General features: G+C 59.2%; 22 protein-coding genes and 1 other RNA gene. 7 read left to right on the plus strand and 16 right to left on the minus strand.

What is annotated here, in order from left to right; genetic code table 11:
• Positions 1-25: 25 nt before the first annotated feature.
• From gcvH to ACYZT1_RS24150, 8 genes are all read right to left on the minus strand, one after another.
• Complete coding sequence (gcvH, locus tag ACYZT1_RS24115; protein ID WP_462017023.1) at positions 26-409, minus strand: glycine cleavage system protein GcvH; 384 nt, start codon at positions 407-409, stop codon at positions 26-28.
• Between the two features lie 49 nt (positions 410-458).
• Positions 459-1,541 (minus strand): glycine cleavage system aminomethyltransferase GcvT, encoded by a 1,083-nt coding sequence (gene gcvT / locus ACYZT1_RS24120; RefSeq protein ID WP_462017024.1) that lies wholly within the window; start codon positions 1,539-1,541, stop codon positions 459-461.
• A 156-nt stretch (positions 1,542-1,697) separates the two neighbouring features.
• Positions 1,698-3,314, minus strand: a complete 1,617-nt coding sequence (locus tag ACYZT1_RS24125; RefSeq protein WP_462017025.1) for an ABC transporter permease — start codon at positions 3,312-3,314, stop codon at positions 1,698-1,700.
• Positions 3,315-3,525: 211 nt separating this feature from the next.
• On the minus strand, positions 3,526-4,530 hold the full coding sequence (locus ACYZT1_RS24130) for an extracellular solute-binding protein (RefSeq protein WP_462017026.1): 1,005 nt from the start codon (positions 4,528-4,530) through the stop codon (positions 3,526-3,528).
• A 163-nt stretch (positions 4,531-4,693) separates the two neighbouring features.
• Complete coding sequence (locus tag ACYZT1_RS24135) at positions 4,694-5,911, minus strand: 2-octaprenyl-3-methyl-6-methoxy-1,4-benzoquinol hydroxylase (protein ID WP_462019314.1); 1,218 nt, start codon at positions 5,909-5,911, stop codon at positions 4,694-4,696.
• A gap of 57 nt (positions 5,912-5,968) precedes the next feature.
• A complete protein-coding gene (gene ubiH / locus ACYZT1_RS24140) occupies positions 5,969-7,156 on the minus strand; it encodes a 2-octaprenyl-6-methoxyphenyl hydroxylase (RefSeq protein ID WP_462017027.1) in 1,188 nt (395 codons plus the stop codon).
• On the minus strand, positions 7,153-8,487 hold the full coding sequence (gene pepP / locus ACYZT1_RS24145; RefSeq protein WP_462017028.1) for a Xaa-Pro aminopeptidase: 1,335 nt from the start codon (positions 8,485-8,487) through the stop codon (positions 7,153-7,155). The genes ubiH and pepP overlap by 4 nt, the downstream gene beginning before the upstream one ends.
• Positions 8,488-8,514: 27 nt before the next feature.
• Positions 8,515-9,069: a YecA/YgfB family protein gene (locus tag ACYZT1_RS24150; protein WP_462017029.1), complete on the minus strand. Its 555-nt coding sequence runs from the start codon at positions 9,067-9,069 to the stop codon at positions 8,515-8,517.
• 221 nt (positions 9,070-9,290) lie between these two features.
• Here ACYZT1_RS24150 and ACYZT1_RS24155 point away from each other — a divergent pair, with 221 nt between their 5' ends.
• From ACYZT1_RS24155 to ACYZT1_RS24170, 4 genes are all read left to right on the plus strand, one after another.
• Entirely contained in the window at positions 9,291-9,500 is a 210-nt protein-coding gene (locus ACYZT1_RS24155) for a TIGR02449 family protein (RefSeq protein WP_462017030.1), read from the plus strand.
• Positions 9,497-9,814 (plus strand): cell division protein ZapA, encoded by a 318-nt coding sequence (locus ACYZT1_RS24160; RefSeq protein ID WP_462017031.1) that lies wholly within the window; start codon positions 9,497-9,499, stop codon positions 9,812-9,814. The genes ACYZT1_RS24155 and ACYZT1_RS24160 overlap by 4 nt, the downstream gene beginning before the upstream one ends.
• A 30-nt stretch (positions 9,815-9,844) precedes the next feature.
• Positions 9,845-10,023, plus strand: a non-coding RNA gene (gene ssrS, locus ACYZT1_RS24165) — 6S RNA.
• An 85-nt stretch (positions 10,024-10,108) separates the two neighbouring features.
• Entirely contained in the window at positions 10,109-10,714 is a 606-nt protein-coding gene (locus ACYZT1_RS24170; protein ID WP_462017032.1) for a 5-formyltetrahydrofolate cyclo-ligase, read from the plus strand.
• A 34-nt stretch (positions 10,715-10,748) separates the two neighbouring features.
• On the opposite strand, the gene ACYZT1_RS24175 is transcribed toward ACYZT1_RS24170, so the two are convergent.
• The gene (locus ACYZT1_RS24175; protein ID WP_462017033.1) at positions 10,749-10,901 is read right to left on the minus strand and encodes a hypothetical protein; all 153 of its coding nucleotides are present in this window, start codon (positions 10,899-10,901) and stop codon (positions 10,749-10,751) included.
• 193 nt (positions 10,902-11,094) lie between these two features.
• On the opposite strand from ACYZT1_RS24175, the gene ACYZT1_RS24180 reads away from it, so the two are divergent.
• On the plus strand, positions 11,095-11,547 hold the full coding sequence (locus tag ACYZT1_RS24180) for an EVE domain-containing protein (protein ID WP_462017034.1): 453 nt from the start codon (positions 11,095-11,097) through the stop codon (positions 11,545-11,547).
• A 138-nt stretch (positions 11,548-11,685) separates the two neighbouring features.
• Here ACYZT1_RS24180 and ACYZT1_RS24185 read toward each other — a convergent pair whose 3' ends face one another.
• A complete protein-coding gene (locus ACYZT1_RS24185; RefSeq protein WP_462017035.1) occupies positions 11,686-12,093 on the minus strand; it encodes a flagellar basal body-associated protein FliL in 408 nt (135 codons plus the stop codon).
• Positions 12,094-12,243: 150 nt separating this feature from the next.
• On the opposite strand from ACYZT1_RS24185, the gene ACYZT1_RS24190 reads away from it, so the two are divergent.
• A complete protein-coding gene (locus tag ACYZT1_RS24190) occupies positions 12,244-13,221 on the plus strand; it encodes an NADPH:quinone oxidoreductase family protein (protein WP_462017036.1) in 978 nt (325 codons plus the stop codon).
• Between the two features lie 107 nt (positions 13,222-13,328).
• On the opposite strand, the gene ACYZT1_RS24195 is transcribed toward ACYZT1_RS24190, so the two are convergent.
• Entirely contained in the window at positions 13,329-14,072 is a 744-nt protein-coding gene (locus ACYZT1_RS24195; RefSeq protein ID WP_462019315.1) for an energy transducer TonB, read from the minus strand.
• 201 nt (positions 14,073-14,273) lie between these two features.
• Here ACYZT1_RS24195 and glpT point away from each other — a divergent pair, with 201 nt between their 5' ends.
• Positions 14,274-15,623 (plus strand): glycerol-3-phosphate transporter, encoded by a 1,350-nt coding sequence (glpT, locus tag ACYZT1_RS24200; protein WP_462017037.1) that lies wholly within the window; start codon positions 14,274-14,276, stop codon positions 15,621-15,623.
• Here glpT and ACYZT1_RS24205 read toward each other — a convergent pair.
• The 5 genes from ACYZT1_RS24205 to ACYZT1_RS24225 form a co-directional block, all read right to left on the minus strand.
• Complete coding sequence (locus ACYZT1_RS24205) at positions 15,599-16,267, minus strand: gamma-glutamylcyclotransferase (protein WP_462017038.1); 669 nt, start codon at positions 16,265-16,267, stop codon at positions 15,599-15,601. The genes glpT and ACYZT1_RS24205 overlap by 25 nt on opposite strands.
• Positions 16,268-16,546: 279 nt before the next feature.
• Positions 16,547-17,515 (minus strand): CDP-6-deoxy-delta-3,4-glucoseen reductase, encoded by a 969-nt coding sequence (locus ACYZT1_RS24210; protein ID WP_462017039.1) that lies wholly within the window; start codon positions 17,513-17,515, stop codon positions 16,547-16,549.
• On the minus strand, positions 17,515-18,981 hold the full coding sequence (ubiD, locus tag ACYZT1_RS24215) for a 4-hydroxy-3-polyprenylbenzoate decarboxylase (RefSeq protein WP_462017040.1): 1,467 nt from the start codon (positions 18,979-18,981) through the stop codon (positions 17,515-17,517). The genes ACYZT1_RS24210 and ubiD overlap by 1 nt, the downstream gene beginning before the upstream one ends.
• A 142-nt stretch (positions 18,982-19,123) precedes the next feature.
• Entirely contained in the window at positions 19,124-20,383 is a 1,260-nt protein-coding gene (rho, locus tag ACYZT1_RS24220; RefSeq protein WP_007942421.1) for a transcription termination factor Rho, read from the minus strand.
• A gap of 313 nt (positions 20,384-20,696) precedes the next feature.
• Entirely contained in the window at positions 20,697-22,121 is a 1,425-nt protein-coding gene (locus ACYZT1_RS24225) for an IS1182 family transposase (RefSeq protein WP_462017041.1), read from the minus strand.
• Positions 22,122-22,142: the final 21 nt, after the last annotated feature.

The following is a 22,142-nucleotide window of genomic DNA, read 5'->3' on the forward strand; positions in this document are numbered from 1 at the left end:
AGGGCTTTGGAGTGACGCTTGGGACTTACTCGCCGATGGCGGCCTTGTAGCCGGCGGCATCGAGCAGGTTGTCCAGCTCAGCCTCATCGCTCGGCTTCAGCTTGAAGATCCACGCGCCGTACGGGTCGGTGTTGAGCGACTCAGGAGAAGTACCCAGCTCTTCGTTGACTGCAATCACTTCGCCGCTCACAGGCGAATAGATATCGGAGGCTGCTTTAACCGACTCGACCACACCGGACGGAACACCGGCCTCGAAGACTTTGCCGACTTCCGGCAGCTCGACAAACACCACGTCACCCAGGGCTTCCTGAGCATGATCGCTGATGCCCACGGTGACGGTGCCATCGGTTTCCAGGCGCGCCCATTCGTGGCTTTCGGCAAAACGCAGGTCGGCAGGGATATCGCTCATGTTCTGTGTCCTCAAGAGAATTATCAGCGGTCAGGCCCGCCGGAAAAGATTAGATCAAGGTTTTGCCATGGCGGACGAAGGTCGGTTTGACCACTCGGACCGGGTACCACTTGCCACGGATTTCCACTTCGGCGCGGTCGGCAGTTGCCATCGGCACGCGCGCCAGTGCAATCGACTTGCTAAGCGTAGGAGAGAAACTACCACTGGTGATCTCCCCTTCGCCAACATTGGCGATCCGGACCACCTGATGAGCGCGTAAAACGCCGCGCTCCTCAAGGACCAGACCGACGAGTTTGTGCTGTATGCCATCGGTGCGTTCGGCTTCCAGCGCCGCGCGGCCGATGAACTGGCGAGCGACCGGATCCCAGGCAATGCTCCAAGCCATGTTGGACGCCAGCGGCGAAACCTCCTGATGGATGTCTTGGCCGTAGAGGTTCATGCCGGCTTCGACCCGTAGGGTATCGCGCGCGCCGAGGCCAATCGGCGAGATGCCTGCGCCCACCAGATCGTTGAAAAATCCTGGAGCCTGGTTGGCCGGCAAAATGATTTCGAGCCCGTCTTCGCCGGTGTAACCGGTGCGCGCAATGAACCAGTCGCCGTCAGGCTGCCCTTCGAAAGGTTTGAGTATCTGGATCAGATTGCCGCGGGACTGGGTCACCAGTTCGGCGATCTTGTGCCGGGCGTGGGGACCTTGAATAGCCAGCATTGACAGTTCGGTGCGCTCATTGATCTGGACATCGAAACCATCGAGATGCGCCTGCATCCACGCCATGTCCTGATTGCGGGTCGAGGCATTGACCACCAGCCGATAACCCTCATCGAGACGGTAAACGATCATGTCGTCCACGATCCCGCCGCGCTCGTTAAGCATGGCGCTGTACAACGCCCGGCCGGGGCTGTGCAGACGCTCGACGTCATTGGCCAGCAAATGCTGGAGCCAAGCCTTGGCCTGGGGCCCGGCGACATCGATCACGGTCATGTGGGATACATCGAAGACCCCGCAATCGCGGCGCACCTGATGGTGCTCCTCAACCTGGGAACCGTAATGCAGAGGCATATCCCAACCGCCAAAATCGACCATCTTCGCACCGAGGGCGAGGTGAAGGTCGTACAGAGGCGTACGCTGTCCCATGGGTTTCTCCTTCCGGGCGTGGCGAAGGTGCGGACCGGTGCCATACCTGCTGCAACCCTTGAAACAGAGGGCTTCTAGCAGATCTCAGCTACCGGGTCTGTAGGACGGACCGCACCGAATGCCGCGCATTGTAGCCTCAAGGTGTAGGACTGGCACCTAGGCGTTTCGATGCGCCGAGCGTCGGATCAATCCGATGACCGGCAACAAGCCGACAAGAACCAGGGTCAAGGCCGGCAACGACGCCCTCGCCCATTCACCTTCGCTGGTCATTTCAAAGACGCGCACCGCCAGCGTATCCCAGCCAAATGGGCGCATCAGCAGGGTCGCGGGCATTTCCTTGAGAACGTCGACGAACACCAACAACGCAGCGCTCAGCGTCCCCGGCAGCAATAACGGCAGATACACTTTGAAAAACAGTCGCGGCCCACTGACCCCGAGGCTACGGGCTGCTTCGGGCAAAGAAGGCCGTATTCGCGCCAGGCTGTTTTCCAGCGGCCCGTAAGCCACGGCGATGAACCGCACCAGATATGCCAGTAACAAGGCCGAGAGACTGCCGAGCAACAATGGTTTACCGGCACCGCCCAGCCAACCCGATAGCGGGATGACCAGCTCGCGATCCAGGTAACTGAACGCCAGCATGATCGACACCGCCAGCACCGACCCCGGCAAGGCGTAGCCGAGATTGGCAAGGCTGACCCCTGAGCGGATCGCCCGGGTTGGCGCCAGTCGGCGGGCGAAGGCCAGCACCAACGCCACGCTGACAGTGATCAACGCGGCCATGCCTCCCAGATATAACGTGTGAACGATCAGGCCGGTGTAACGCTCATCCAGATCAAAACGTCCGCGCTGCCAGAACCACACCACCAGTTGCAGCACCGGAATCACGAATGCACAGGCAAACACCAGAGCGCACCACCCCGTAGCGGCCAGCGCCTTGATGCCTCGCAGGTGATACAGCGCTTTCACCCGCGGCCGCTCATTACTCGCCCGATTGGCGCCGCGCGCGCGGCGTTCGCCGTATAGCACGAGCATCACCACCAGCAGCAACAGGCTGGCCAGTTGCGCTGCAGTAGAGAGGCTGAAGAATCCGTACCAGGTTTTGTAGATGGCGGTGGTGAACGTGTCGAAGTTGAAGACCGACACCGCGCCGAAGTCAGCCAGGGTTTCCATCACTGCCAACGCCACACCCGCACCGATCGCCGGGCGGGCCATGGGCAGGGCTACACGCCAGAACGCGTGCCACGGCGATTGGCCAAGGACGCGCGCCGCTTCCATCAGTCCTTTGCCCTGAGCGAGGAATGCGCTGCGGGCCAGCAGGTAAACGTAGGGATAAAAGACCAGCACCAGAACAAGGATGACCCCACCGGTGGAGCGCACACGGGGCAATCTGAAGCCGCTGCCGAAGCATTCGCGCATGAGAGTTTGCACCGGGCCGGCGAAATCCAGCAGGCCGACGAAGACGAACGCCAGCACGTAGGCGGGAATGGCGAACGGCAGCATCAGTGCCCAATCAAGCCATTTTCTCCCGGGGAATTCACACAGGCTGATAAGCCAGGCGAGGCTTACGCCCAGCAGCGTTACGCCAAGGCCGACGCCGAGCACCAGCGTCAGGGTGTTGCCCAGCAACCGCGGCATTTGCGTGTCCCACAGGTGGGACCAGATTTGCTGATCGAAGGTTTGCCAGGACAACAGCAAAACGCTTAATGGCAACAGGACCAGCGCAGCGATGGCGAAGACCAGGGGATACCAGCGGCGTTGGGCGGGGTGGGCCAAGGGGATTCTCGAGAAAAATTGGCCGGCGCAAGATTAATCGCGACGCCGCACTGTGGCGAGGGGGTTTACCCCCGTTCGGCTGCGAAGCAGTCGTAAATCTGCAGACGCGATAGGTCGGGAGTCATGCAGTCGCTGGCTTTAGGGCCGCTTCGCAGCCCAACGGGGGTAAACCCCTCGCCACACGTGACCACTCGCCGGGATCACAACGGTGTTAGTTCCAGCCGGCCCGATCCATCATCCGGATCGCTTCAGCCTGACGCTTGCCAGCAATTTCCACAGGCAAGGTGTCGGCAACAAACTTGCCCCAGCTTGCCACTTCTGCAGAAGGCGGAACAGCCGGGTTAGCCGGGAATTCCTGGTTTACGTCAGCGAAGATCTTCTGCGCTTCGGCCGTGGTCATCCACTCCACCAATGCCTTGGCCGCTTCCGGGTGCGGTGCGTGCCTGGTCAGGCCAATCCCCGAGAGGTTTACGTGCACGCCGCGATCCGCTTGATTCGGCCAGAACAACTTCACCGCAAGGTCAGGTTTTTGCTTGTGCAGGCGACCGTAGTAGTAAGTGTTAACGATGCCGACGTCGCACTGACCCGCGTTGATCGCCTCCAGCACCGCGATGTCATCCGAGAACACATCCGTGGACAGGTTGTTCACCCAGCCCTTGAGAATCTGCTCGGTTTTGTCAGCGCCGTGCACCTCGATCATGGTGGCAGTGAGGGACTGGTTGTAAACCTTCTTTGCCGTGCGCAGGCACAACCGACCTTCCCAGTTCTTGTCGGCCAGCGCTTCGTAAGTGGTCAGCTCACCCGGTTTCACGCGAGTGGTGGAATAGGCGATGGTTCGCGCGCGCAGGCTCAGGCCGGTCCAGGCATGGGAAGACGAGCGGTATTGCAGCGGAATGTTGGTGTCGATGGTCTTTGAGGTGAAGGGTTGCAGGATGCCCATCTGCTCGGCCTGCCACAGGTTACCGGCATCGACCGTGAGCAACAGGTCGGCGGTGGCATTTTCGCCCTCGGCCTTGATGCGCTGCATCAACGGCGCTTCCTTGTCGGTAATAAACTTCACCTGAACACCGGTCTTGGCCGTGTAGGCATCGAACACCGGTTTGATCAGCTCGTCGATGCGCGAGGAGTAGACCACCACTTCGTCGGCTGCCTGGGCGGCGGTGCTGCCGATCAGGGACAGGGCCAGTGCAGTCAGTAGACGCTTGGGTGCCGACATTGTGGTGGTCTCTCGTTTGAAATTGAGGGCAAATGATAAAGACTCACATTTACCTTCTCAATCGAAGTGTCAATGGAGGCGTAACCAGATGTTGCAGAGTTTAGAAAATGTATGGAATGTGACGAGGCCTTCGCGAAGAGCCCATCAGCCCCCAACGCCAGTCTCAGGCCTTGGCCAGCGCCGGCAAATCGCCAATCAACCCCAAGGCCTCGCGCACAAACAACGCCTTGGCCTCGGGCATCTGATCGACCAGCTTCAACCCGGCATTACGTAACCAGCGCACCGGCAGCGGATCGGCCTGGAACAACCGCTCGAATCCTTCCATCGCCGCCATCAGCGCCAGATTGTGCGGCATGCGCCGCCGCTCGTAGCGGCTGAGCACCTTCACATCCGCCAGACGCTCACCGCGCGCCGCGGCTTTCAGCAGCACCTCAGCCAGCACGGCAGCGTCGAGAAAACCAAGGTTCACGCCCTGCCCCGCCAACGGATGGATGGTGTGCGCGGCGTCGCCGATCAGTGCCAGGCCTTCTGCCACATAACGCTTGGCATGACGCTGACGCAGCGGCACACAAAGACGCGGGTCGGCACTGAGCACCGCGCCGAGTCGGCCTTCGAAAGCGCGCTCCAGCTCCAGACAAAATGCTGCGTCACCCAGGGCCATCAGTCGTTCGGCCTCGTTTGGCGTGGTCGACCAGACAATCGAACACCAATCCTGCTGACCATCACGCTCCAGCGGCAGAAACGCCAGCGGACCATTGTCGGTAAAACGCTGCCAGGCAGTCAGCTGATGAGGCTTGGCGCACCGCACACTGGTGACAATCGCGTGATGCAGGTAATCCCACTCACGGGTCGCCACACCGGTCAGGCGTCGTACCGCCGAGTTGGCACCGTCAGCGGCCACTACCAGCGGCGCGCGCAATGTGCGGCCATCGGCCAGTGTCAGCAGCCAGTCATCACCGGAGCGGCGCATCTGTTCCAGGCGCGCATTGGCCAGCATGCCCAATTCGCATTCATGCAAGCGGTCGAGCAAGGCATCCTGAACCACACGGTTTTCGACGATATGCCCAAGCACCTCGGCGTGCACACTGGCCGCCGAAAAGTGAATTTGCCCGGTGCCGCTGCCGTCCCAGACGTGCATGTCGGTGTAAGGACTGCTGCGTCGGCCGGCGATGCCATCCCAAACGCCCAGCCGCTCAAGTATCCGCTGGCTCGCGCTGGACAAGGCGCTCACGCGCGGCTCAAACGGCGCCTGGCCGTCGAAGGGTTTGACGCTCAGTGGGCTGCCGTCCAGCAACAAGACTTCCAGCCCGCGGTCCTGCAACGCCAGCGCCAAAGCGCTACCGACCATTCCGGCTCCGACAATCAGCAGATCTGCGCGCATGTCCATGCTTTAGCCTGTCTCGCTTGCGGCTTGAGCCGCTGAAAAAATGTGTGTGGATCACGCATCGGGGCGCGTACCCAGCCCCATGGCCTGACGGGCGAACCAGCGCTTGGCCGGTGGCAGCAGATCAAGGCCGAGCAGGCCGATATTGCGCCCCAGCGATACCAATGGCTGGGTGCTGCCGAACAGGCGGGTGACCTGATCGGAAAAGCCCACGGTGAGGTTCTGATCCAGCCGCTGGCGCTCACGATAAGCCTGCAAGGTTGCAAAGTCGCCGGGGGACGTTTGGCTGGCAAGCAGTGCATCGGCCAACGCCTGGGCGTCGCGCAGCGACAGGTTGAAACCCTGTCCGGCGATCGGATGCAGGCTGTGGGCGGCGTTGCCGAGAATCGCCAGATGCGGGCGCACCTGCTCTTCGGCTTCGATCAGTGACAATGGATACAGATGCCGCGCGCCGACTTGTTTCAGCGTGCCCAGACGATAACCGAACACGCCCTGCAATTCGCTGAGGAAACTGCGCTCATCCAGTGTCGCCAGGCGTTGCGCGTCCATGCCCTGGCGGGTCCAGACCAGTGCGCAACGGTTTTCCGGCAACGGCAGCAACGCCATCGGGCCATCGTCGGTAAACCGCTCGAACGCCACGCCGTTGTGCGCTTCGCTCGGGGTGATGTTGGCGATCAGCGCGCTCTGGTTGTACGGGCGCTTCTTGATGCCGACCCCGAGCTGCTCACGCAAGCCCGAACGGCCGCCATCGGCGAGCACCGCGAGATCGCATTCCAGCGTGGTTTCGTCATTCAGGGTCAGGCGGTAGCCGTCGGCCAGTGGCTCCATGCGGGTCACTTCGGCGGGGCAGCGCCAAGTCACAACATCCTTGTCCAGGCCTCGCCACAGACACTGGCCGAGCCAGGCGTTTTCCACCACATAGCCCAAGGCCGGTACGCCCTCTTCCATCGCTGAAAGGCGGGCAGTGGAAAACCGCCCACGGTCGGACACGTGGATTTGTTTGATCGGCTCAGCCCGGCGGGAGATTTCCTGCCACACGCCCAACCGCTGATAAATTTGCCGGGCGCCATAGGACAGCGCCGAAGAACGGGCGTCATAGCTCGGCTGATAGGTATCGCCCGGCGCGAACGGCTCGATCAAGACAATGTGCCAGCCCCGCGCCTTGGCCCCGGCCTGCAAGGCCAATGCCAGGCTAGCCCCGACCAGACCGCCGCCGATGATTGCCAGATTGATTCGACTCATGCCGCTTGCGCCCGCGCCGCAGCCATCAAGGCTTCGATCTCGGCGACCGTTTTCGGCACGCCGTGGGTCAGGATTTCACAGCCGGTTTTAGTCACCACCACGTCGTCCTCAATGCGCACGCCAATGCCGCGCCATTTTTTCGCTACGTTCCGGTTGTCCGGAGCAATGTAGATGCCCGGCTCCACGGTCAGCGCCATGCCGACTTCCAGCACGCGCCACTCACCGCCGACCTTGTACTCGCCCACATCGTGAACGTCCATGCCCAGCCAGTGACCGGCGCGGTGCATGTAGAAAGCCTTATAGGCTTCGCTGGCGATCAACTCGTCAACATCGCCCTGCATCAGGCCCAGTTTCACCAGCCCGGCAGTAATCACGCGTACCGTCGCTTCATGCGCCTGATTCCAGTGCTTGTTCGGGGCAATTTCGGCGAATGCGGCTTCCTGGGAAGCCAGCACCAGTTCGTAAATCGCCTTCTGTTCAGCTGAAAACTTGCCGTTGACTGGCCAGGTGCGGGTGATGTCACTGGCGTAACAATCGATTTCGCAGCCGGCGTCGATCAATACCAGGTCGCCGTCCTTGAGCACTGCATCGTTCTGCTGGTAATGCAGGATGCAACTGTTGCGCCCGGCGGCGACAATCGAACCGTATGCCGGCATCTTCGCCCCGCCCTTGCGAAATTCGTAATCGAGCTCGGCTTCGAGGCTGAACTCATACAGTCCAGCGCGGCTGGCCTGCATCGCGCGAATGTGCGCCTGGCTGGAAATGCGTGCGGCTTCACGCATCACTTTCACTTCTGCCGCCGATTTATACAGGCGCATGTCGTGCAGCAGATGATCCAGGGCAACAAATTCTTTGGGCGGCTGGGCGCCGAGGTGCGCTTTGGAACGGATCACGTTGATCCAGTCCATCAGGTGGCGGTCAAACTCGGGGTTGCTGCCCATCGCCGAATACACGCGGTCGCGCCCTTCGATCAGGCCCGGCAGGATGTCGTCGATATCCGTAATGGGAAACGCGTCGTCGGCGCCGTACTCGCGGATGGCGCCTTCCTGACCGGCACGCAGACCGTCCCATAATTCCCGCTCGGCATTGCGCTCACGGCAAAACAGCACGTACTCGCCGTGCTCGCGACCTGGCATCAGGACGATAACGGCTTGCGGCTCGGGAAAACCGCTGAGGTACTGGAAGTCGCTGTCCTGACGGTAAACGTGCTCGACGTCGCGATTGCGAATGGCGACCGCGGCGGCAGGCAGGATGGCAATGCTGTTGGGTTCCATCTGCGCCATCAGGGCCTTGCGGCGACGGCTGTATTCCGCTTTCGGGATATGAATCATGGGCAGATGGCTTTTCCTGGCTCGCAATTAGTGCAACGAAGGTTTCGCGGCCGCTTCGTCGGTTTTCCTGGTCTCGGTGAACAGCAGCAGCGGCGCGACGCGCAGGTACTCCATGACTTCCATGTAATCACTTTCGCCATCGTCGGATTCTTCCAGCGCGTCTTGCACCTGGGATATTGCTGCCAGGTCCTGCAGGACTTCGCTGGCTTCTTCGCTCAGCGCATATTCGCGGCGGGTCAGGCCAAAGCCGGTGAGAAAGCCCTGGCACCACTGGCCCAATGCGGCAGCGCGCTCGGTCAGCGGCGCGTCGTCGGTGGGCAACAGCAGCACGACGGTCATGTCATCGCTGGTCAGTTCACCTTTGACCATCTCTTGCAGACCGATCAAGGCATTGCGGACGTTATCCTGTGGTTCGCCTTCGAGCAGTTCGGCGGCGTCGGCCAGCCAGCTGTCGGCTTCAAAACCGGCACCGGCGCAACTGCGGCCAAGCAGCAGACCGTGCAGCTCGGCAGGCGAGACAGGATGACCACTGGTGCTCAGCAATGTGGCGAAGGCTTGATACGGGGAATTCTGAATGGGCATGGGCAGCTAGGCGCCAGACGGCGCTATGTCTAGAATGAAGGCCTTGTATCCTACAACGACTCTTCTGCAGGAGCGAGCTTGTTCCGGGCGGCGTTCCGACGATGGTCGCCAAACACGACGCTGGGTACCTGACACCCCACGGCGCTCTCAGGCTCATCGTCGGAACGCCGCCCGGACCAAGCTCGCTCCTACAGTTCAATATCCATCAGACAGTGAAGACAATGGAAGACACCGACGTGCAAGCGCTGATGGCCAGGCTCGAACTGCTAATTAATCGGGTCGAGCAACTTAAGGGTCAAAACGGACTCCTATTAGCTCAGGAAAAAACCTGGCGCGAGGAACGCGCTCACCTCATTGAAAAAAATGAAATCGCCCGGCGTAAGGTCGAATCGATGATTTCGCGCCTCAAGGCCCTGGAGCAAGACTCATGAGTTCAAGCAATAGCGTTACCGTGCAGATTCTCGACAAAGAATATTCGATCATTTGCCCCCAGGAAGAACGCAGCAATCTGGTGAGCGCTGCCCGTTACCTCGACGGCAAGATGCGTGAGATCCGCAGCAGCGGCAAAGTCATCGGCGCCGATCGCATCGCTGTGATGGCCGCGCTGAACATCACTCACGATCTTTTGCACAAGGAAGATCGCCCGGACGTGCAGGCCAGCAGCTCGACCCGCGAGCAGGTGCGCGACCTGCTGGACCGGGTGGATCTGGTGCTCGCCACCGATCCGGACGTCAGCAAGGGCTGATTCGTCGAGCCGCTTGGGTTATACTCGCAGCACTCCCTGGGGTGCTTGCCAGTTGACCACGTCCCTGAGCCGATTCGCACTACCCTGGAGGCTGCACGTTGGGCTGGTGTGCATGTCCGCTAGACGGAAAGCCTTAAAGCCTACTGCATCTTCCACCTTGAACTTTCGGGTTCAAGGGCTAAGTCAGCAGCGGTTCTTCCGGGGAGCCTGATTCGAGTCCGATGCCGGTTTTATTACCGGCATCGGCTTTTTTATGGGTACGCTTCACGTACCTGTCCTGCTGAAGCCGAACTCATGACCGAACCTGCGCTGCTGCCCCGCCCGCAACTTCGACGCATGCTGCGCAAGGCCCGTCGAGCACTGACACCCCATCAGCAGCGCCAGGCCGCCCGCGGGCTGTACCAGCAAATGTCCCAACATTCATTGTTTCGCCGCGCCAAGCACATTTCCCTGTACCTGCCGACTGACGGCGAGATCGACCCGCGCATTTTGCTGCGTGCGGCTCAACGTCGCGGCAAGGCGACGTATCTGCCGGTGCTCAGCGCCTGGCCGCGCACCAAAATGGTCTTCCAGCGCGTTCGCCCTGGCGAAAAACTCAAACCCAACCGTTTCCGGATCCTCGAGCCCAGGCACAATCTCGCCCGTCAACGCAAAGTCTGGGCACTCGATCTGGTGTTGTTGCCACTGGTAGGTTTTGACGATGTCGGCGGACGCCTGGGCATGGGCGGTGGCTTTTATGATCGAAGCCTGGCTTACCTGGCGCGACGCAAAACGTGGCGCAAGCCGACGCTGCTGGGACTGGCCCATGAATGTCAGAAGGTCGAGCGATTGGCTCAAGCAAGCTGGGACGTGCCGCTGCAAGGAACGGTGACAGACAAGGCGTGGTATTTCGCAGGATGACGCCACTGGAATCAGCGGCGCCGGAAGTATAATCCTAGCGCTTGAGCGCGGAAGACTGTTGCGGCTGGGCAATTTCAGGCGGTGCGTCGGTGTTGTTCGACCATAAGCTTTGGGCATAGCCGGTGGTCACGACGCCCAGACCAAACAAAATAACCAATATCCATAGTAAATCCGGTTTGCGTTTCATCGATTGCCCCCCAAAGGCATATCAACACGATGACAGCAGCGGTTTCCGTTTAGGCCGTGCAGCAGCGTCAGGCTTAGAAGGCCGGCATTCTGCGGCAACGTGAACCGACACGCAAACTCTGGCGTCAACCGACTGTCGGTTTCTCATAAAATTGCCCGACAACTTGCCCACCTCACTCACAAGGAGCAAAACCATGGCCTGTTGGCTGATGAAATCGGAGCCGGACGAGTTCGCGATCACCGACCTGGAGAAGCTTGGCAAGGCGCGCTGGGATGGCGTGCGCAACTACCAGGCGCGCAATTTCCTGCGGGCGATGGCGGTCGGTGACGAGTTTTTCTTCTATCACTCCAGCTGCCCGGAGCCAGGGATTGCCGGCATCGGCAAAATCGTCGCGGCGGCATACCCTGACCCAACCGCGCTGGAGCCGCACAGCCATTATTACGATGCGAAGGCTACTCCCGAGAAAAACGCCTGGAGCGCGATCGATGTCGCTCATGTGAAGACGTTTGCGAAAGTGTTGAAGCTGGATTACCTGAAGCAACAGACAGCGCTGGCGCAGATGCCATTGGTGCAGAAGGGATCGAGATTGTCGGTGATGCCGGTCACCAATGAGCAGTGGGCGGCGGTGATCGCTTTAAAGCCTTGAGCCTTGTTGCGGCTGAAAGAATGCATTCGCGAGCAAGCTCGCTCCCACTGGGGATCGCAGTGAACATTTGACCGGGTTCAGCACAAATCCTGTGGGAGCGAGCTTGCTCGCGAAAGCGCCCACCCAGACAGCTAAGGCTTATTGGATGATGAGGTTGTTAAACAACAAATCCTCAACCACCGGCTTGCCGGTCTCGTCATTCATGATTTGCTGAGTCTGCTTAAGCGCTTCCTGCCGCAACTTCTCTTTGGCTTCAACATTGTTCATCGCCTCAGTGGTCTGCTGCGCGAACAGCGCCACCAGTTGATTGCGAATCAACGGTTCGTTGGCCTTGACCAGTTTGGCCGACTCTTCGCCGGTCACCCGCAACGCCACGTCAGCCTTATAGACTTTGAGCTTCGGCGTGCCGTCCAGCCCGTAATTGCCCACGAACGGCGGGCTCAGGGTGATGTAATTCACCTTGGGCGCCTCACCTTCCTTGGCTTCTTCAGCCACTGCTGCCACAGGCAGAGACAGGGCCAGCAACAACATGATCCACGCTTTCACAATTCGCTCCTTATCCGGTTTGCGGCCTAGCATAACCACCCGCCACGCCAGCACAAGCTTATAGCTGACTATCAGGGCGGGGCATGCTCGTTGACCCGTTGACTCACACACCTACACTTATCGGCCATCACTCCCAAAGGAATAGCCCTGATGAAAGCCGTGCTGTGCAAAGCCTTCGGCCCTGCCGAATCGCTGGTGCTGGAAGACGCCGCCAGCCCTGTCGCGAAGAAGAACGAAATCCTGCTGGACGTGCACGCCGCCGGAGTGAATTTCCCGGACACGCTGATCATCGAGGGCAAATACCAGTTCAAGCCGCCCTTCCCGTTTTCCCCGGGTGGCGAAGCCGCGGGCATAGTCAGCGCCGTCGGCGAGAAAGTCAGCCACCTCAAAGTGGGTGATCGAGTCATGGCGCTGACGGGCTGGGGCAGTTTTGCCGAACAGGTCGCCGTGCCGGGCTACAACGTGCTGCCGATTCCGCCTTCGATGGACTTCAACACCGCTGCCGCTTTCAGCATGACCTACGGCACGTCGATGCACGCGCTCAAACAACGCGGCAACCTGCAACCGGGCGAAACCCTGTTGGTGCTCGGCGCATCCGGCGGTGTCGGCCTTGCCGCCGTGGAAATCGGCAAAGCCATGGGCGCCCGTGTCATTGCCGCCGCCAGCAGTGCCGAGAAGCTCGCAGTGGCCAAGGCGGCTGGGGCCGATGAACTGATCAACTACAGCGAGTCCAGCCTCAAGGACGAAATCAAACGCCTGACCGATGGCCAAGGCGCTGATGTGATTTACGATCCGGTCGGCGGCGATCTGTTCGACCAGGCCATTCGCGCCATCGCCTGGAACGGCCGCCTGCTGGTGGTCGGCTTCGCCAGCGGGCGAATCCCGGAGTTGCCCGTCAATCTCGCACTGCTCAAAGGCGCAGCGGTGGTCGGCGTGTTCTGGGGCTCGTTCGCCCAGCGCCAGCCCCAGGACAACGCGGCGAATTTCCAGCAGCTATTCGGCTGGTTTGCCGAGGGCAAGCTGAAACCGCTGGTATCGCAGGTGTATCCACTGAACGAAGCGGCGCAGGCGATCAATGACCTTGGGCAGCGCAAGGCTGTCGGGAAGATTGTTGTGCAGGTTCGCTGACACTGCGCTCAGTAAGTACAGAAGTATTTATCAGCATCAGAGAGAAAACAGACACCCAATTTCACGGAAAGCAACAAGCGCGGCCACAGGGTCGCGCTTCATGTGCGCTAAAGCAGCTCGCGAATTTCCTTTGGAAGAAGGCCTGCATATCGGCTCGCCGGGTACTGATTACACCGCCGAACAATCGCAGAAACACTTTTATTGAGCTTGGCAATCAGCGCGAGACGTCGCTCTTCAGGCAATTGCGCTGGTGCAATGGAATGAGTCAGATAACTCCGCGTCCAGCTGAAGACAGGCAAATCCACCCACGAGAATTCCGAATAATGCCGCGCGACTCGACTGACGTCCGCACAGCGCAATTTTTTCAAGGATTCGTTAGCGTGAAACGGCGGAGTGTCATCCAGCCTGAAGACCATCGGCGCGACGACTTCGATCTGCGCCGGATGCTCATCAGTAATGACCCATGGCTGAAAACGCCATTGGCTCACCGCGGACCGAGCGGCTTCGGCAAGCCCGGGATGAGCGTTAACGGGGACTGCCACTGTGTGAACTGAACCGTCAGCGTGCACAGAAAAACTGACGCGTACTTGCCCCGTCACGCCAGCCCTGTACAGCTCTTCGGGATAAATCGGCTTGGGATTGTCCGCAGGAATCAAAAATACCGACCCCGCCTGCGCTCCGCTGAAGACCACACATAAGAAAACCATTCCATACCACCGCATCGCCGCCCTCCCCTCGTCACTGAAATGCCAGAAACGGCAACAGCACAAAAGGTTAAAGCCCGAGGAGCTGAAACAGAACGCCACGCTTTCCCATAAATCCGCAGGACGTTTCCGAACGCTTCGCGGCATTTCGGACACAACCACCTCATAAAGCTCCGCTCGGTAATCTTTCCTACAACGCCTTTCACATATGCAAAAACGACATGTTCACAAAGGAACATGCGATCTCCAACATTTCTGCTGTTTGCTCGCTGCGACCCAGTGCTATTTTCGGTAACGAAACTGTAACATTCGCATCCGCAGCCAAAACAAGAAATCTGGAGCTTCTGAATGTTTGCTTTCTTTCGACCTGCCGCACATCAGGCTCCCCTGCCTGAAGAAAAAATAGACAACACCTACCGACGCCTTCGCTGGCAGATCTTCGCCGGGATATTCATCGGTTATGCCGGCTATTACCTGCTGCGCAAGAACTTCTCGCTGGCCATGCCGTACCTGATCGAAGAGGGTTATACCCGCGGCGAGCTGGGCCTGGCGCTGTCGGCAATCGCGATTGCTTACGGCTTGTCCAAGTTCCTGATGGGCATCGTCTCCGACCGCTCCAACCCGCGATTCTTCCTGCCATTCGGTTTGCTGGTTTCGGCCGGGGTGATGTTCATATTCGGCTTCGCGCCTTGGGCGACGTCCAGCGTGACCATCATGTTCATCCTGCTGTTTATCAACGGCTGGGCGCAGGGCATGGGCTGGCCACCGAGTGGGCGGACCATGGTTCACTGGTGGTCGCAGAAGGAACGCGGCGGCGTGGTGTCATTGTGGAACGTGGCACACAACGTCGGCGGCGGCCTGATCGGCCCGCTGTTTCTGCTCGGCATGGGCCTGTTCAATGACTGGCACGCGGCGTTCTACGTGCCAGCGGCGGTGGCCATGGCGGTGGCGGTTTTTGCCTTCGTCACCATGCGTGATACGCCGCAATCGGTAGGCCTGCCCCCCATCGAGAAGTACAAGAACGATTACCCGGAGGGCTACGACGCCAGCCACGAAGAAGAATTCAGCGCCAAGGAAATCTTCGTCAAATACGTACTGCGCAACAAAATGCTCTGGTACATCGCCCTCGCCAACGTCTTCGTCTACCTGCTGCGCTACGGCGTGCTGGACTGGGCGCCAACGTACCTCAAGGAAGCCAAAGGCTTCACCGTCGACAAAACCTCGTGGGCGTATTTTTTCTATGAGTGGGCGGGTATTCCGGGGACGCTGCTGTGCGGCTGGATGTCGGACAAGATCTTTCGCGGCAACCGCGGCCTGACCGGCATGGTGTTCATGGCGCTCGTGACCGTGGCAACGCTGGTCTACTGGCTCAACCCGGCCGGCAATCCAACCGTCGACATGATCGCGCTGGTCTCGATCGGCTTTCTGATCTATGGCCCGGTAATGCTGATCGGTTTGCAGGCACTGGAGCTGGCGCCGAAGAAAGCCGCTGGCACGGCTGCGGGTTTCACGGGCCTGTTCGGTTACCTGGGCGGATCGGTCGCGGCCAGTGCAGCCATGGGCTACACCGTGGACCATTTCGGTTGGGATGGCGGTTTCGTATTGCTGATCGGTGCGTGCCTGCTGGCGATGGCGTTTCTTGCGCCAACCCTATGGCACAAGCAGATCGCCAGTCAGAGCCGTGAAGCGGTGGCCTGATCAACCTGTGATTTACAGCGTTTGAGCCGCGCCTCCAGATTACGGTCTGGCATCGCGTGGCTGCGCAGGGCGTTGGCGGTCTGTTCGACATAATCGCGAGTGGTGCCGTAACGCCCGCAGGCGTTTTCGAATACATGGCTCAGCACATGATCCGGCAAGTTGCCCGCATAACTGGGCAGGTGGCGCTCCAAGACAAATCCCAATGCCTGAACCTGGCTGCCATCTTCGAGACGGCAATTGAGCCAGTGCGGGCGATAGGAAGGAAACGGCATTTCACGTTGCCACAGCGCATAAAGTGACGCTTCGAGCTGGTCTTCAGGAAGACGATAGGCAAAGCCGCTGCACGAGCCGCCCCGATCCAGACCAAATACCAGGCCTGGCAATTCCGGCGTGCCGCGATGTTCGTGAGACCACAGGTACAAACCGCGATGGTAACCATGCACCCGACCGCGCCTGCGCTCCACTGCCGCGCACTCTGGACGCCAGATCAACGAGCCATAGGCGAACAGCCAGACGGGTCCACCCTTATGGCGCGCCATGGTCGACTGCATCGAACCGAGCAATTGTTCGTGCGTAAGCTGCGGGCCCAGATCGAGCTGCGGGGGGTAGGCCAGATTCAGAAAAGACGATTCGATAGCGCTCATGGCGATTAGCGTTCAGCTCCCCGCGAATAAAGAATTTCGAAATAGAACGCACCGCTGAAACAATAAGGCACATATGTTTTCAGGCAATTTAAGTGCCATGGCACAGTAAGTTAAATGAACGCCTGAACGGGATATAACCTACCGGTATTTATATTATTTTATAAATACCGATCGGCTATATGAGAAGTTATATGCAGGAGCGAGCCCGCGCGCGTTCAGGTATCCCGCGTTATCGTTGACGAACATCGCGAGCAAGCTCGCTCCCACAGGGATCGCGGATCAAGATCGCGGCGCGTACGCAAACACGTCGGCGCGCATTTGATGGGCATCCATCCCCGCTTCTACCAGCGCATCCAGCGTGCCGTAAACCATCGCCGGCGAGCCGCTGGCGTAGACATGCAACGCTTTCAGTTCAGCGAAATCTTCACACACCGCCTGATGCAGCATCCCGCAGCGCCCTTCCCAACCGCATTGATCACTGACGACTTTATGCAGGAACAGATTCGGCAACTTCAGCCACTCGTCCCAGTGTTCGATTTCATAAAAATCTTCCGGGCGACGCACGCCCCAGTACAGGTGTACCGGGTGCTTGAAGCCTGCGGCGCGGCAGTGTTCGATCAGACCGTGGACCTGCCCCATGCCGGTTCCTGCGGCGATCAACACCAGGGGACCGTCCGGCAATTCCGCCAGGTGGGTATCGCCGAACGGCATCTCGATGCGCACCAGCGGATTGCGCCGCAGCTGTTCGATGAGGTTCAGCGCACTGCTTTCGCGCGCCAGCACATGAATTTCCAGGTCGCGCCCCGAATGCGGTGCCGACGCGAGAGAGAAAGCAGACTTCTCCCCGTTTTCGCGCTCGATCATCAGGTACTGACCGGCGTGGTAGCGCGGCGGTTTTCCGGCCGGCGCACGCAGATGCACGCGGATGGTGTCACCGCCGACATCTTTGCACTCGATGACCTGACACGACAGGCCGCGCACCGGCAACTCGCCCAGCGAGAGCACGCCATCCCAAAGCACGATGCAATCTTCCAGCGGCTGCGCTATGCACGTGTAGAACTCGCCATGGTCTCGCACTGTGCCGGACTGCTCGACGCGACCTTCAACCAGCAACGCAGCGCATACGTGGCAATTGCCGTTGCGGCAGCTTTGCGGGCAGTCAAAGCCCAGACGTCGTGCGCCATCGAGAATTCGCTCGCCCGGTTCGATTTCAAGCACGGCTCCGGAAGGCTGCAAGGTTACGCGCATCAATCTATTCCTAACTGATTCCAGATGTCATCGATCCGTCGGGTGACGGCTTCATCCTTGACAATGACCCGGCCCCACTCGCGAGTGGTTTCGCCCGGCCATTTGTGCGTAGCATCCAGTCCCATTTTCGAGCCCAGACCCGAGACCGGCGAGGCAAAGTCGAGGTAATCGATCGGCGTGTTATCGATCATCACCGTGTCGCGCTTGGGGTCCATGCGCGTGGTAATGGCCCAAATCACGTCGTTCCAGTCCCGCGCGTTGATATCGTCGTCAGTGACAATAACGAACTTGGTGTACATGAACTGTCGCAAAAACGACCAGACACCCAGCATGACTCGCTTGGCATGGCCGGGATACGACTTCTTCATGGTCACAATGGCCATGCGGTACGAGCAACCTTCGGGCGGCAGATAGAAGTCGGTGATCTCCGGAAACTGCTTCTGCAGAATCGGCACAAACACTTCGTTCAAAGCCACGCCCAGAATTGCCGGCTCATCCGGAGGACGACCGGTGTAGGTGCTGTGGTAGACAGGCTTGATCCGGTGAGTGATGCGCTCCACGGTAAACACCGGGAAGCTGTCGACTTCGTTGTAGTAACCGGTGTGGTCGCCGTACGGACCTTCGTCGGCCATCTCGCCCGGATGGATCACGCCTTCGAGAATGATCTCGGCCGTCGCCGGCACTTGCAAATCATTACCGCGGCATTTCACCAGCTCGGTGCGATTGCCCCGCAGCAGCCCGGCAAAGGCGTATTCGGAAAGGCTGTCCGGGACGGGAGTGACGGCACCCAGAATTGTCGCCGGGTCTGCGCCCAGTGCGACGGATACCGGGAACGGCTGGCCAAGATGCTTCTCGCACCATTCGCGGTAGTCCAGCGCGCCTCCCCGGTGGCTGAGCCAGCGCATGATGACCTTGTTGCGGCCAATGACTTGCTGGCGATAGATGCCGAGGTTCTGGCGGTCCTTGTTCGGACCTTTGGTGACGGTCAGGCCCCAGGTGATCAGCGGGCCGACATCGCCGGGCCAGCAGGTCTGCACCGGCAGCATCGCCAGGTCGACGTCGTCGCCTTCGATGACCACTTCCTGGCAGACCGCGTCTTTGACGACTTTCGGCGCCATGGCGATGATCTTGCGGAAAATCGGCAGCTTCGACCATGCATCCTTCAACCCTTTCGGTGGCTCGGGCTCTTTGAGAAACGCCAGCAGCTTGCCGATTTCGCGCAGTTCGCTGACGGCTTCTGCACCCATGCCCAGCGCTACGCGCTCGGGGGTTCCGAACAGGTTGCCGAGTACTGGAATGTCATAACCGGTAGGGTTTTCGAAAAGCAGCGCCGGGCCCTTGGCGCGCAAAGTGCGGTCGCAGACCTCGGTCATTTCCAGCACTGGTGACACCGGAACCTGGATGCGCTTGAGTTCGCCGCGCTTTTCCAGGCCGCTGATAAAGTCGCGCAAGTCGCGATACTGCATGCGTGAGCCTCGTGTTGGCCGTGGCGTTCGGGGCAGGCAGTTTAGCGCCGAACCCCTCTATTCAGAACCACGAACTGCCGATTCATCAACAATCAGATAGCAAAAAGCCGGGTTTCCCCGGCTTTTGCTGACTTTCTGCGAGTTACTTGCGCTTCATCGACAAGAAGAACTCGTCGTTGGTCTTGGTCGTCTTCAACTTGTCGACCAGGAACTCGATGGCGGCGATTTCGTCCATCGGGTGCAGCAGCTTGCGCAGGATCCACATGCGTTGCAACTCGTCATCGGCCGTCAGCAACTCTTCGCGGCGGGTACCGGAACGGTTGATGTTGATGGCCGGGAACACGCGTTTTTCTGCGATGCGGCGATCCAGAGGCAGTTCCATGTTGCCGGTGCCTTTGAATTCTTCGTAGATCACTTCGTCCATCTTCGAGCCGGTTTCAACCAGCGCGGTAGCGATGATGGTCAGCGAGCCGCCTTCTTCGATGTTCCGTGCGGCACCGAAGAAACGTTTCGGTTTCTCCAGGGCGTGGGCATCGACACCACCGGTGAGCACTTTGCCGGAACTCGGGATCACGGTGTTGTAGGCGCGAGCCAGACGGGTAATGGAGTCGAGCAGGATCACCACGTCTTTTTTGTGTTCAACAAGGCGCTTGGCTTTCTCGATCACCATTTCGGCAACCTGCACGTGGCGGGTTGGCGGCTCGTCGAACGTCGAGGCAACCACTTCGCCGCGCACGGTGCGCTGCATTTCGGTCACTTCTTCCGGGCGCTCATCGATCAGCAGAACGATCAGGTGAACTTCAGGATTGTTACGAGCGATATTTGCGGCGATGTTCTGCAGCATGATCGTCTTGCCGGCTTTCGGCGGAGCAACGATCAGACCACGCTGGCCTTTGCCGATCGGGGCGCACAGGTCGATGACACGGCCGGTGAGGTCTTCGGTGGAACCGTTGCCGGCTTCCATCTTCATGCGCACGGTGGGGAACAGCGGGGTCAGGTTCTCGAAGAGAATCTTGTTTTTCGCGTTCTCGGGACGATCGTAGTTGATCGTGTCGACCTTGAGCAGTGCGAAATAACGCTCGCCTTCCTTGGGAGGGCGGATCTTGCCAACGATGGTGTCACCGGTGCGCAAGTTGAAGCGACGGATCTGGCTCGGCGAGACGTAAATGTCATCGGGGCCGGCCAGATAGGAAGCGTCAGCGGAGCGGAGGAAGCCGAAGCCGTCCTGGAGAATCTCCAGCACACCATCACCGGAGATTTCCTCGCCGCTTTTCGCGTGCTTCTTGAGCAGGGAGAAAATCACGTCCTGCTTGCGCGAACGGGCCATATTTTCTATGCCCATCTGTTCGGCCAATTCGAGCAGTTCGGTAATCGGCTTTTGCTTGAGTTCAGTCAGATTCATATAGGAATGACGTAATCATTTATGGAGGGGGGAAAATTAAGCTTTTGGCTTAATGAGGCCGCGCCGCGGAGAAGGCGACAGGATCGCGTACTAATTCGAAAAGGAGTGCGTCGGCGACGGCTTGCAGGGGGCATTGGAGAAACCAGTGCGGGGCCGAATGTACCACCTGAGTTTCGGAGCGTCTAGCCCTGAATAACGAAAAAACCCCGCAATATCAGGCTGTGTGAAAACGCAGCCTGTGCCGGTCAAAAGCAAATGCCCCGACTTGTCGGGGCATTTGCTTTTCCGGTTTTGAAAAGCAAAAAAGGGCTTTTCAGCCCATCAATTCCATCATTCTCCGCACACCCAGCACGTTTATGGCTCTTTTCAGGTTGTACGTTTGTATCGCAAGCGCCATTTCCGTTCGAGCGCCTTTCAGTTGACGCAGTAAAAACCTGGCGTTGCCCATAGACCATTGCTTCAGGTTCCCAAACGGATGCTCAACGATAGATCGCCGCTGGCTCATCATGTCTCGATTGGCTTTCATGCGCCGTTCCATTCGTTCAAATGCGGCTTCGTGGGCATGACGCGTGACGTATCGGCGTTCGGCCTTGGTACATCGGTTTTTCAGCGGACAAACAGTGCAGTCGTCGACGGCGGCGTGATAGACCCGGTCTCCTTTGTTGAGGGCTTTAAGCGTGAGTATCTTGCCGTTTGGGCATTGATAGTTGTCACTTTCTTCGTGGTAATGGAAGAGTGTGCGATCAAAGTTTTGCTCTTCATCACCCTTGGTATTAACGGCTCGGTTTGGCGGGACATAGGGAGTGATGCCAGCGTCTTCACATGCCTGGAATTGACTGCCGTTGGAGTAACCCGCATCAGCAATGACACTGAGTTTGGCCTGCTCCAGCGCCTCTTGGGTAGCCTTGGCCATCGGCTCCAGTTGGCGGTTATCGGTTCCTTCCTGAGTCACTTCATGGTGCACGATCAGGCAGTGTTTTGCGTCAACCGCACTTTGAACGTTATAGGAAATACGCGAGCCTGAAGGGGTGCGCATTTTTTGCGCGTCGGACTCACCCACCACATGCTGCACCAGACCTTGAGCTTGCATCAGCACTTGGCAGGTCTGGTTATTGGCCTTTTTTATCTTCAGTTTCTCAAGCGCCGTCTGCACAGCAGAACGATCAATAGCTTCTTTGTGCTCGCCGCGATCAGCTTCATCAAGCTGAGCCAGATAGTGCGCAATACGCTTGTCGAGCTTTGCCTCGCGCTGTTGGAGCTTTTTAGGGGTGATCTGTTTTCGGTTCGAAGCCACGGCCTGGAACTTGCTGCCATCGATGGCCACCAACTCGCCAGCAATCAGGCCGGCTCCCCGACAAAATCGAACAAACGCACGGCATGTCGCGACAAAAGCTGCGCTGTTGTCGCGCCGGAAGTCGGCGATGGTTTTAAAGTCCGGAGCTAATCGGCCCAACATCCACATGACCTCGACGTTGCGCTGACACTCCGCTTCCAGCCGCCTGGAGGATCGAATTTGTTGGAAATAGCCGTAAAGATAGAGTTTAAGCAGGTCGCCGGGATGGTACGAAGGGCGCCCGGTTGCTTTGGGAGCAGCTTTGTCGAACCCGAGTTGCTCAAGGTCCAGCAGAGAAATGTACGCCTCGATCACCCGAACCAGATGGTCTTCGGGAATGAGTTCGTCCAGTGAGACTGGAAACAGAGTGCCCTGCGTACGATCTTCACCTTGGATGTAGCGCATAAGAAAAATGCCCGTATCTTG

The organism is Pseudomonas sp. PB3P13 (assembly GCF_054897735.1).

Excerpts from the sequence above, each read along its gene's own strand:
- ACYZT1_RS24155 (WP_462017030.1), top strand. The coding sequence starts at position 9,291 with ATGGAAGACACCGACGTGCAAGCGCTGATGGCCAGGCTCGAACTGCTA.
- ubiH (WP_462017027.1), bottom strand. The coding sequence starts at position 7,156 with ATGAGTCGAATCAATCTGGCAATCATCGGCGGCGGTCTGGTCGGGGCT.
- gcvT (WP_462017024.1), bottom strand. The coding sequence starts at position 1,541 with ATGGGACAGCGTACGCCTCTGTACGACCTTCACCTCGCCCTCGGTGCG.
- gcvH (WP_462017023.1), bottom strand. The coding sequence starts at position 409 with ATGAGCGATATCCCTGCCGACCTGCGTTTTGCCGAAAGCCACGAATGG.
- ACYZT1_RS24170 (WP_462017032.1), top strand. The coding sequence starts at position 10,109 with ATGACCGAACCTGCGCTGCTGCCCCGCCCGCAACTTCGACGCATGCTG.
- pepP (WP_462017028.1), bottom strand. The coding sequence starts at position 8,487 with ATGATTCATATCCCGAAAGCGGAATACAGCCGTCGCCGCAAGGCCCTG.
- ACYZT1_RS24130 (WP_462017026.1), bottom strand. The coding sequence starts at position 4,530 with ATGTCGGCACCCAAGCGTCTACTGACTGCACTGGCCCTGTCCCTGATC.
- ACYZT1_RS24205 (WP_462017038.1), bottom strand. The coding sequence starts at position 16,267 with ATGAGCGCTATCGAATCGTCTTTTCTGAATCTGGCCTACCCCCCGCAG.
- ACYZT1_RS24135 (WP_462019314.1), bottom strand. The coding sequence starts at position 5,911 with ATGCGCGCAGATCTGCTGATTGTCGGAGCCGGAATGGTCGGTAGCGCT.
- glpT (WP_462017037.1), top strand. The coding sequence starts at position 14,274 with ATGTTTGCTTTCTTTCGACCTGCCGCACATCAGGCTCCCCTGCCTGAA.
- ACYZT1_RS24150 (WP_462017029.1), bottom strand. The coding sequence starts at position 9,069 with ATGCCCATTCAGAATTCCCCGTATCAAGCCTTCGCCACATTGCTGAGC.
- ACYZT1_RS24225 (WP_462017041.1), bottom strand. The coding sequence starts at position 22,121 with ATGCGCTACATCCAAGGTGAAGATCGTACGCAGGGCACTCTGTTTCCA.
- ACYZT1_RS24195 (WP_462019315.1), bottom strand. The coding sequence starts at position 14,072 with ATGCCGCGAAGCGTTCGGAAACGTCCTGCGGATTTATGGGAAAGCGTG.
- ubiD (WP_462017040.1), bottom strand. The coding sequence starts at position 18,981 with ATGCAGTATCGCGACTTGCGCGACTTTATCAGCGGCCTGGAAAAGCGC.
- ACYZT1_RS24160 (WP_462017031.1), top strand. The coding sequence starts at position 9,497 with ATGAGTTCAAGCAATAGCGTTACCGTGCAGATTCTCGACAAAGAATAT.
- ACYZT1_RS24180 (WP_462017034.1), top strand. The coding sequence starts at position 11,095 with ATGGCCTGTTGGCTGATGAAATCGGAGCCGGACGAGTTCGCGATCACC.
- ACYZT1_RS24210 (WP_462017039.1), bottom strand. The coding sequence starts at position 17,515 with ATGCGCGTAACCTTGCAGCCTTCCGGAGCCGTGCTTGAAATCGAACCG.
- ACYZT1_RS24175 (WP_462017033.1), bottom strand. The coding sequence starts at position 10,901 with ATGAAACGCAAACCGGATTTACTATGGATATTGGTTATTTTGTTTGGT.
- rho (WP_007942421.1), bottom strand. The coding sequence starts at position 20,383 with ATGAATCTGACTGAACTCAAGCAAAAGCCGATTACCGAACTGCTCGAA.
- ACYZT1_RS24190 (WP_462017036.1), top strand. The coding sequence starts at position 12,244 with ATGAAAGCCGTGCTGTGCAAAGCCTTCGGCCCTGCCGAATCGCTGGTG.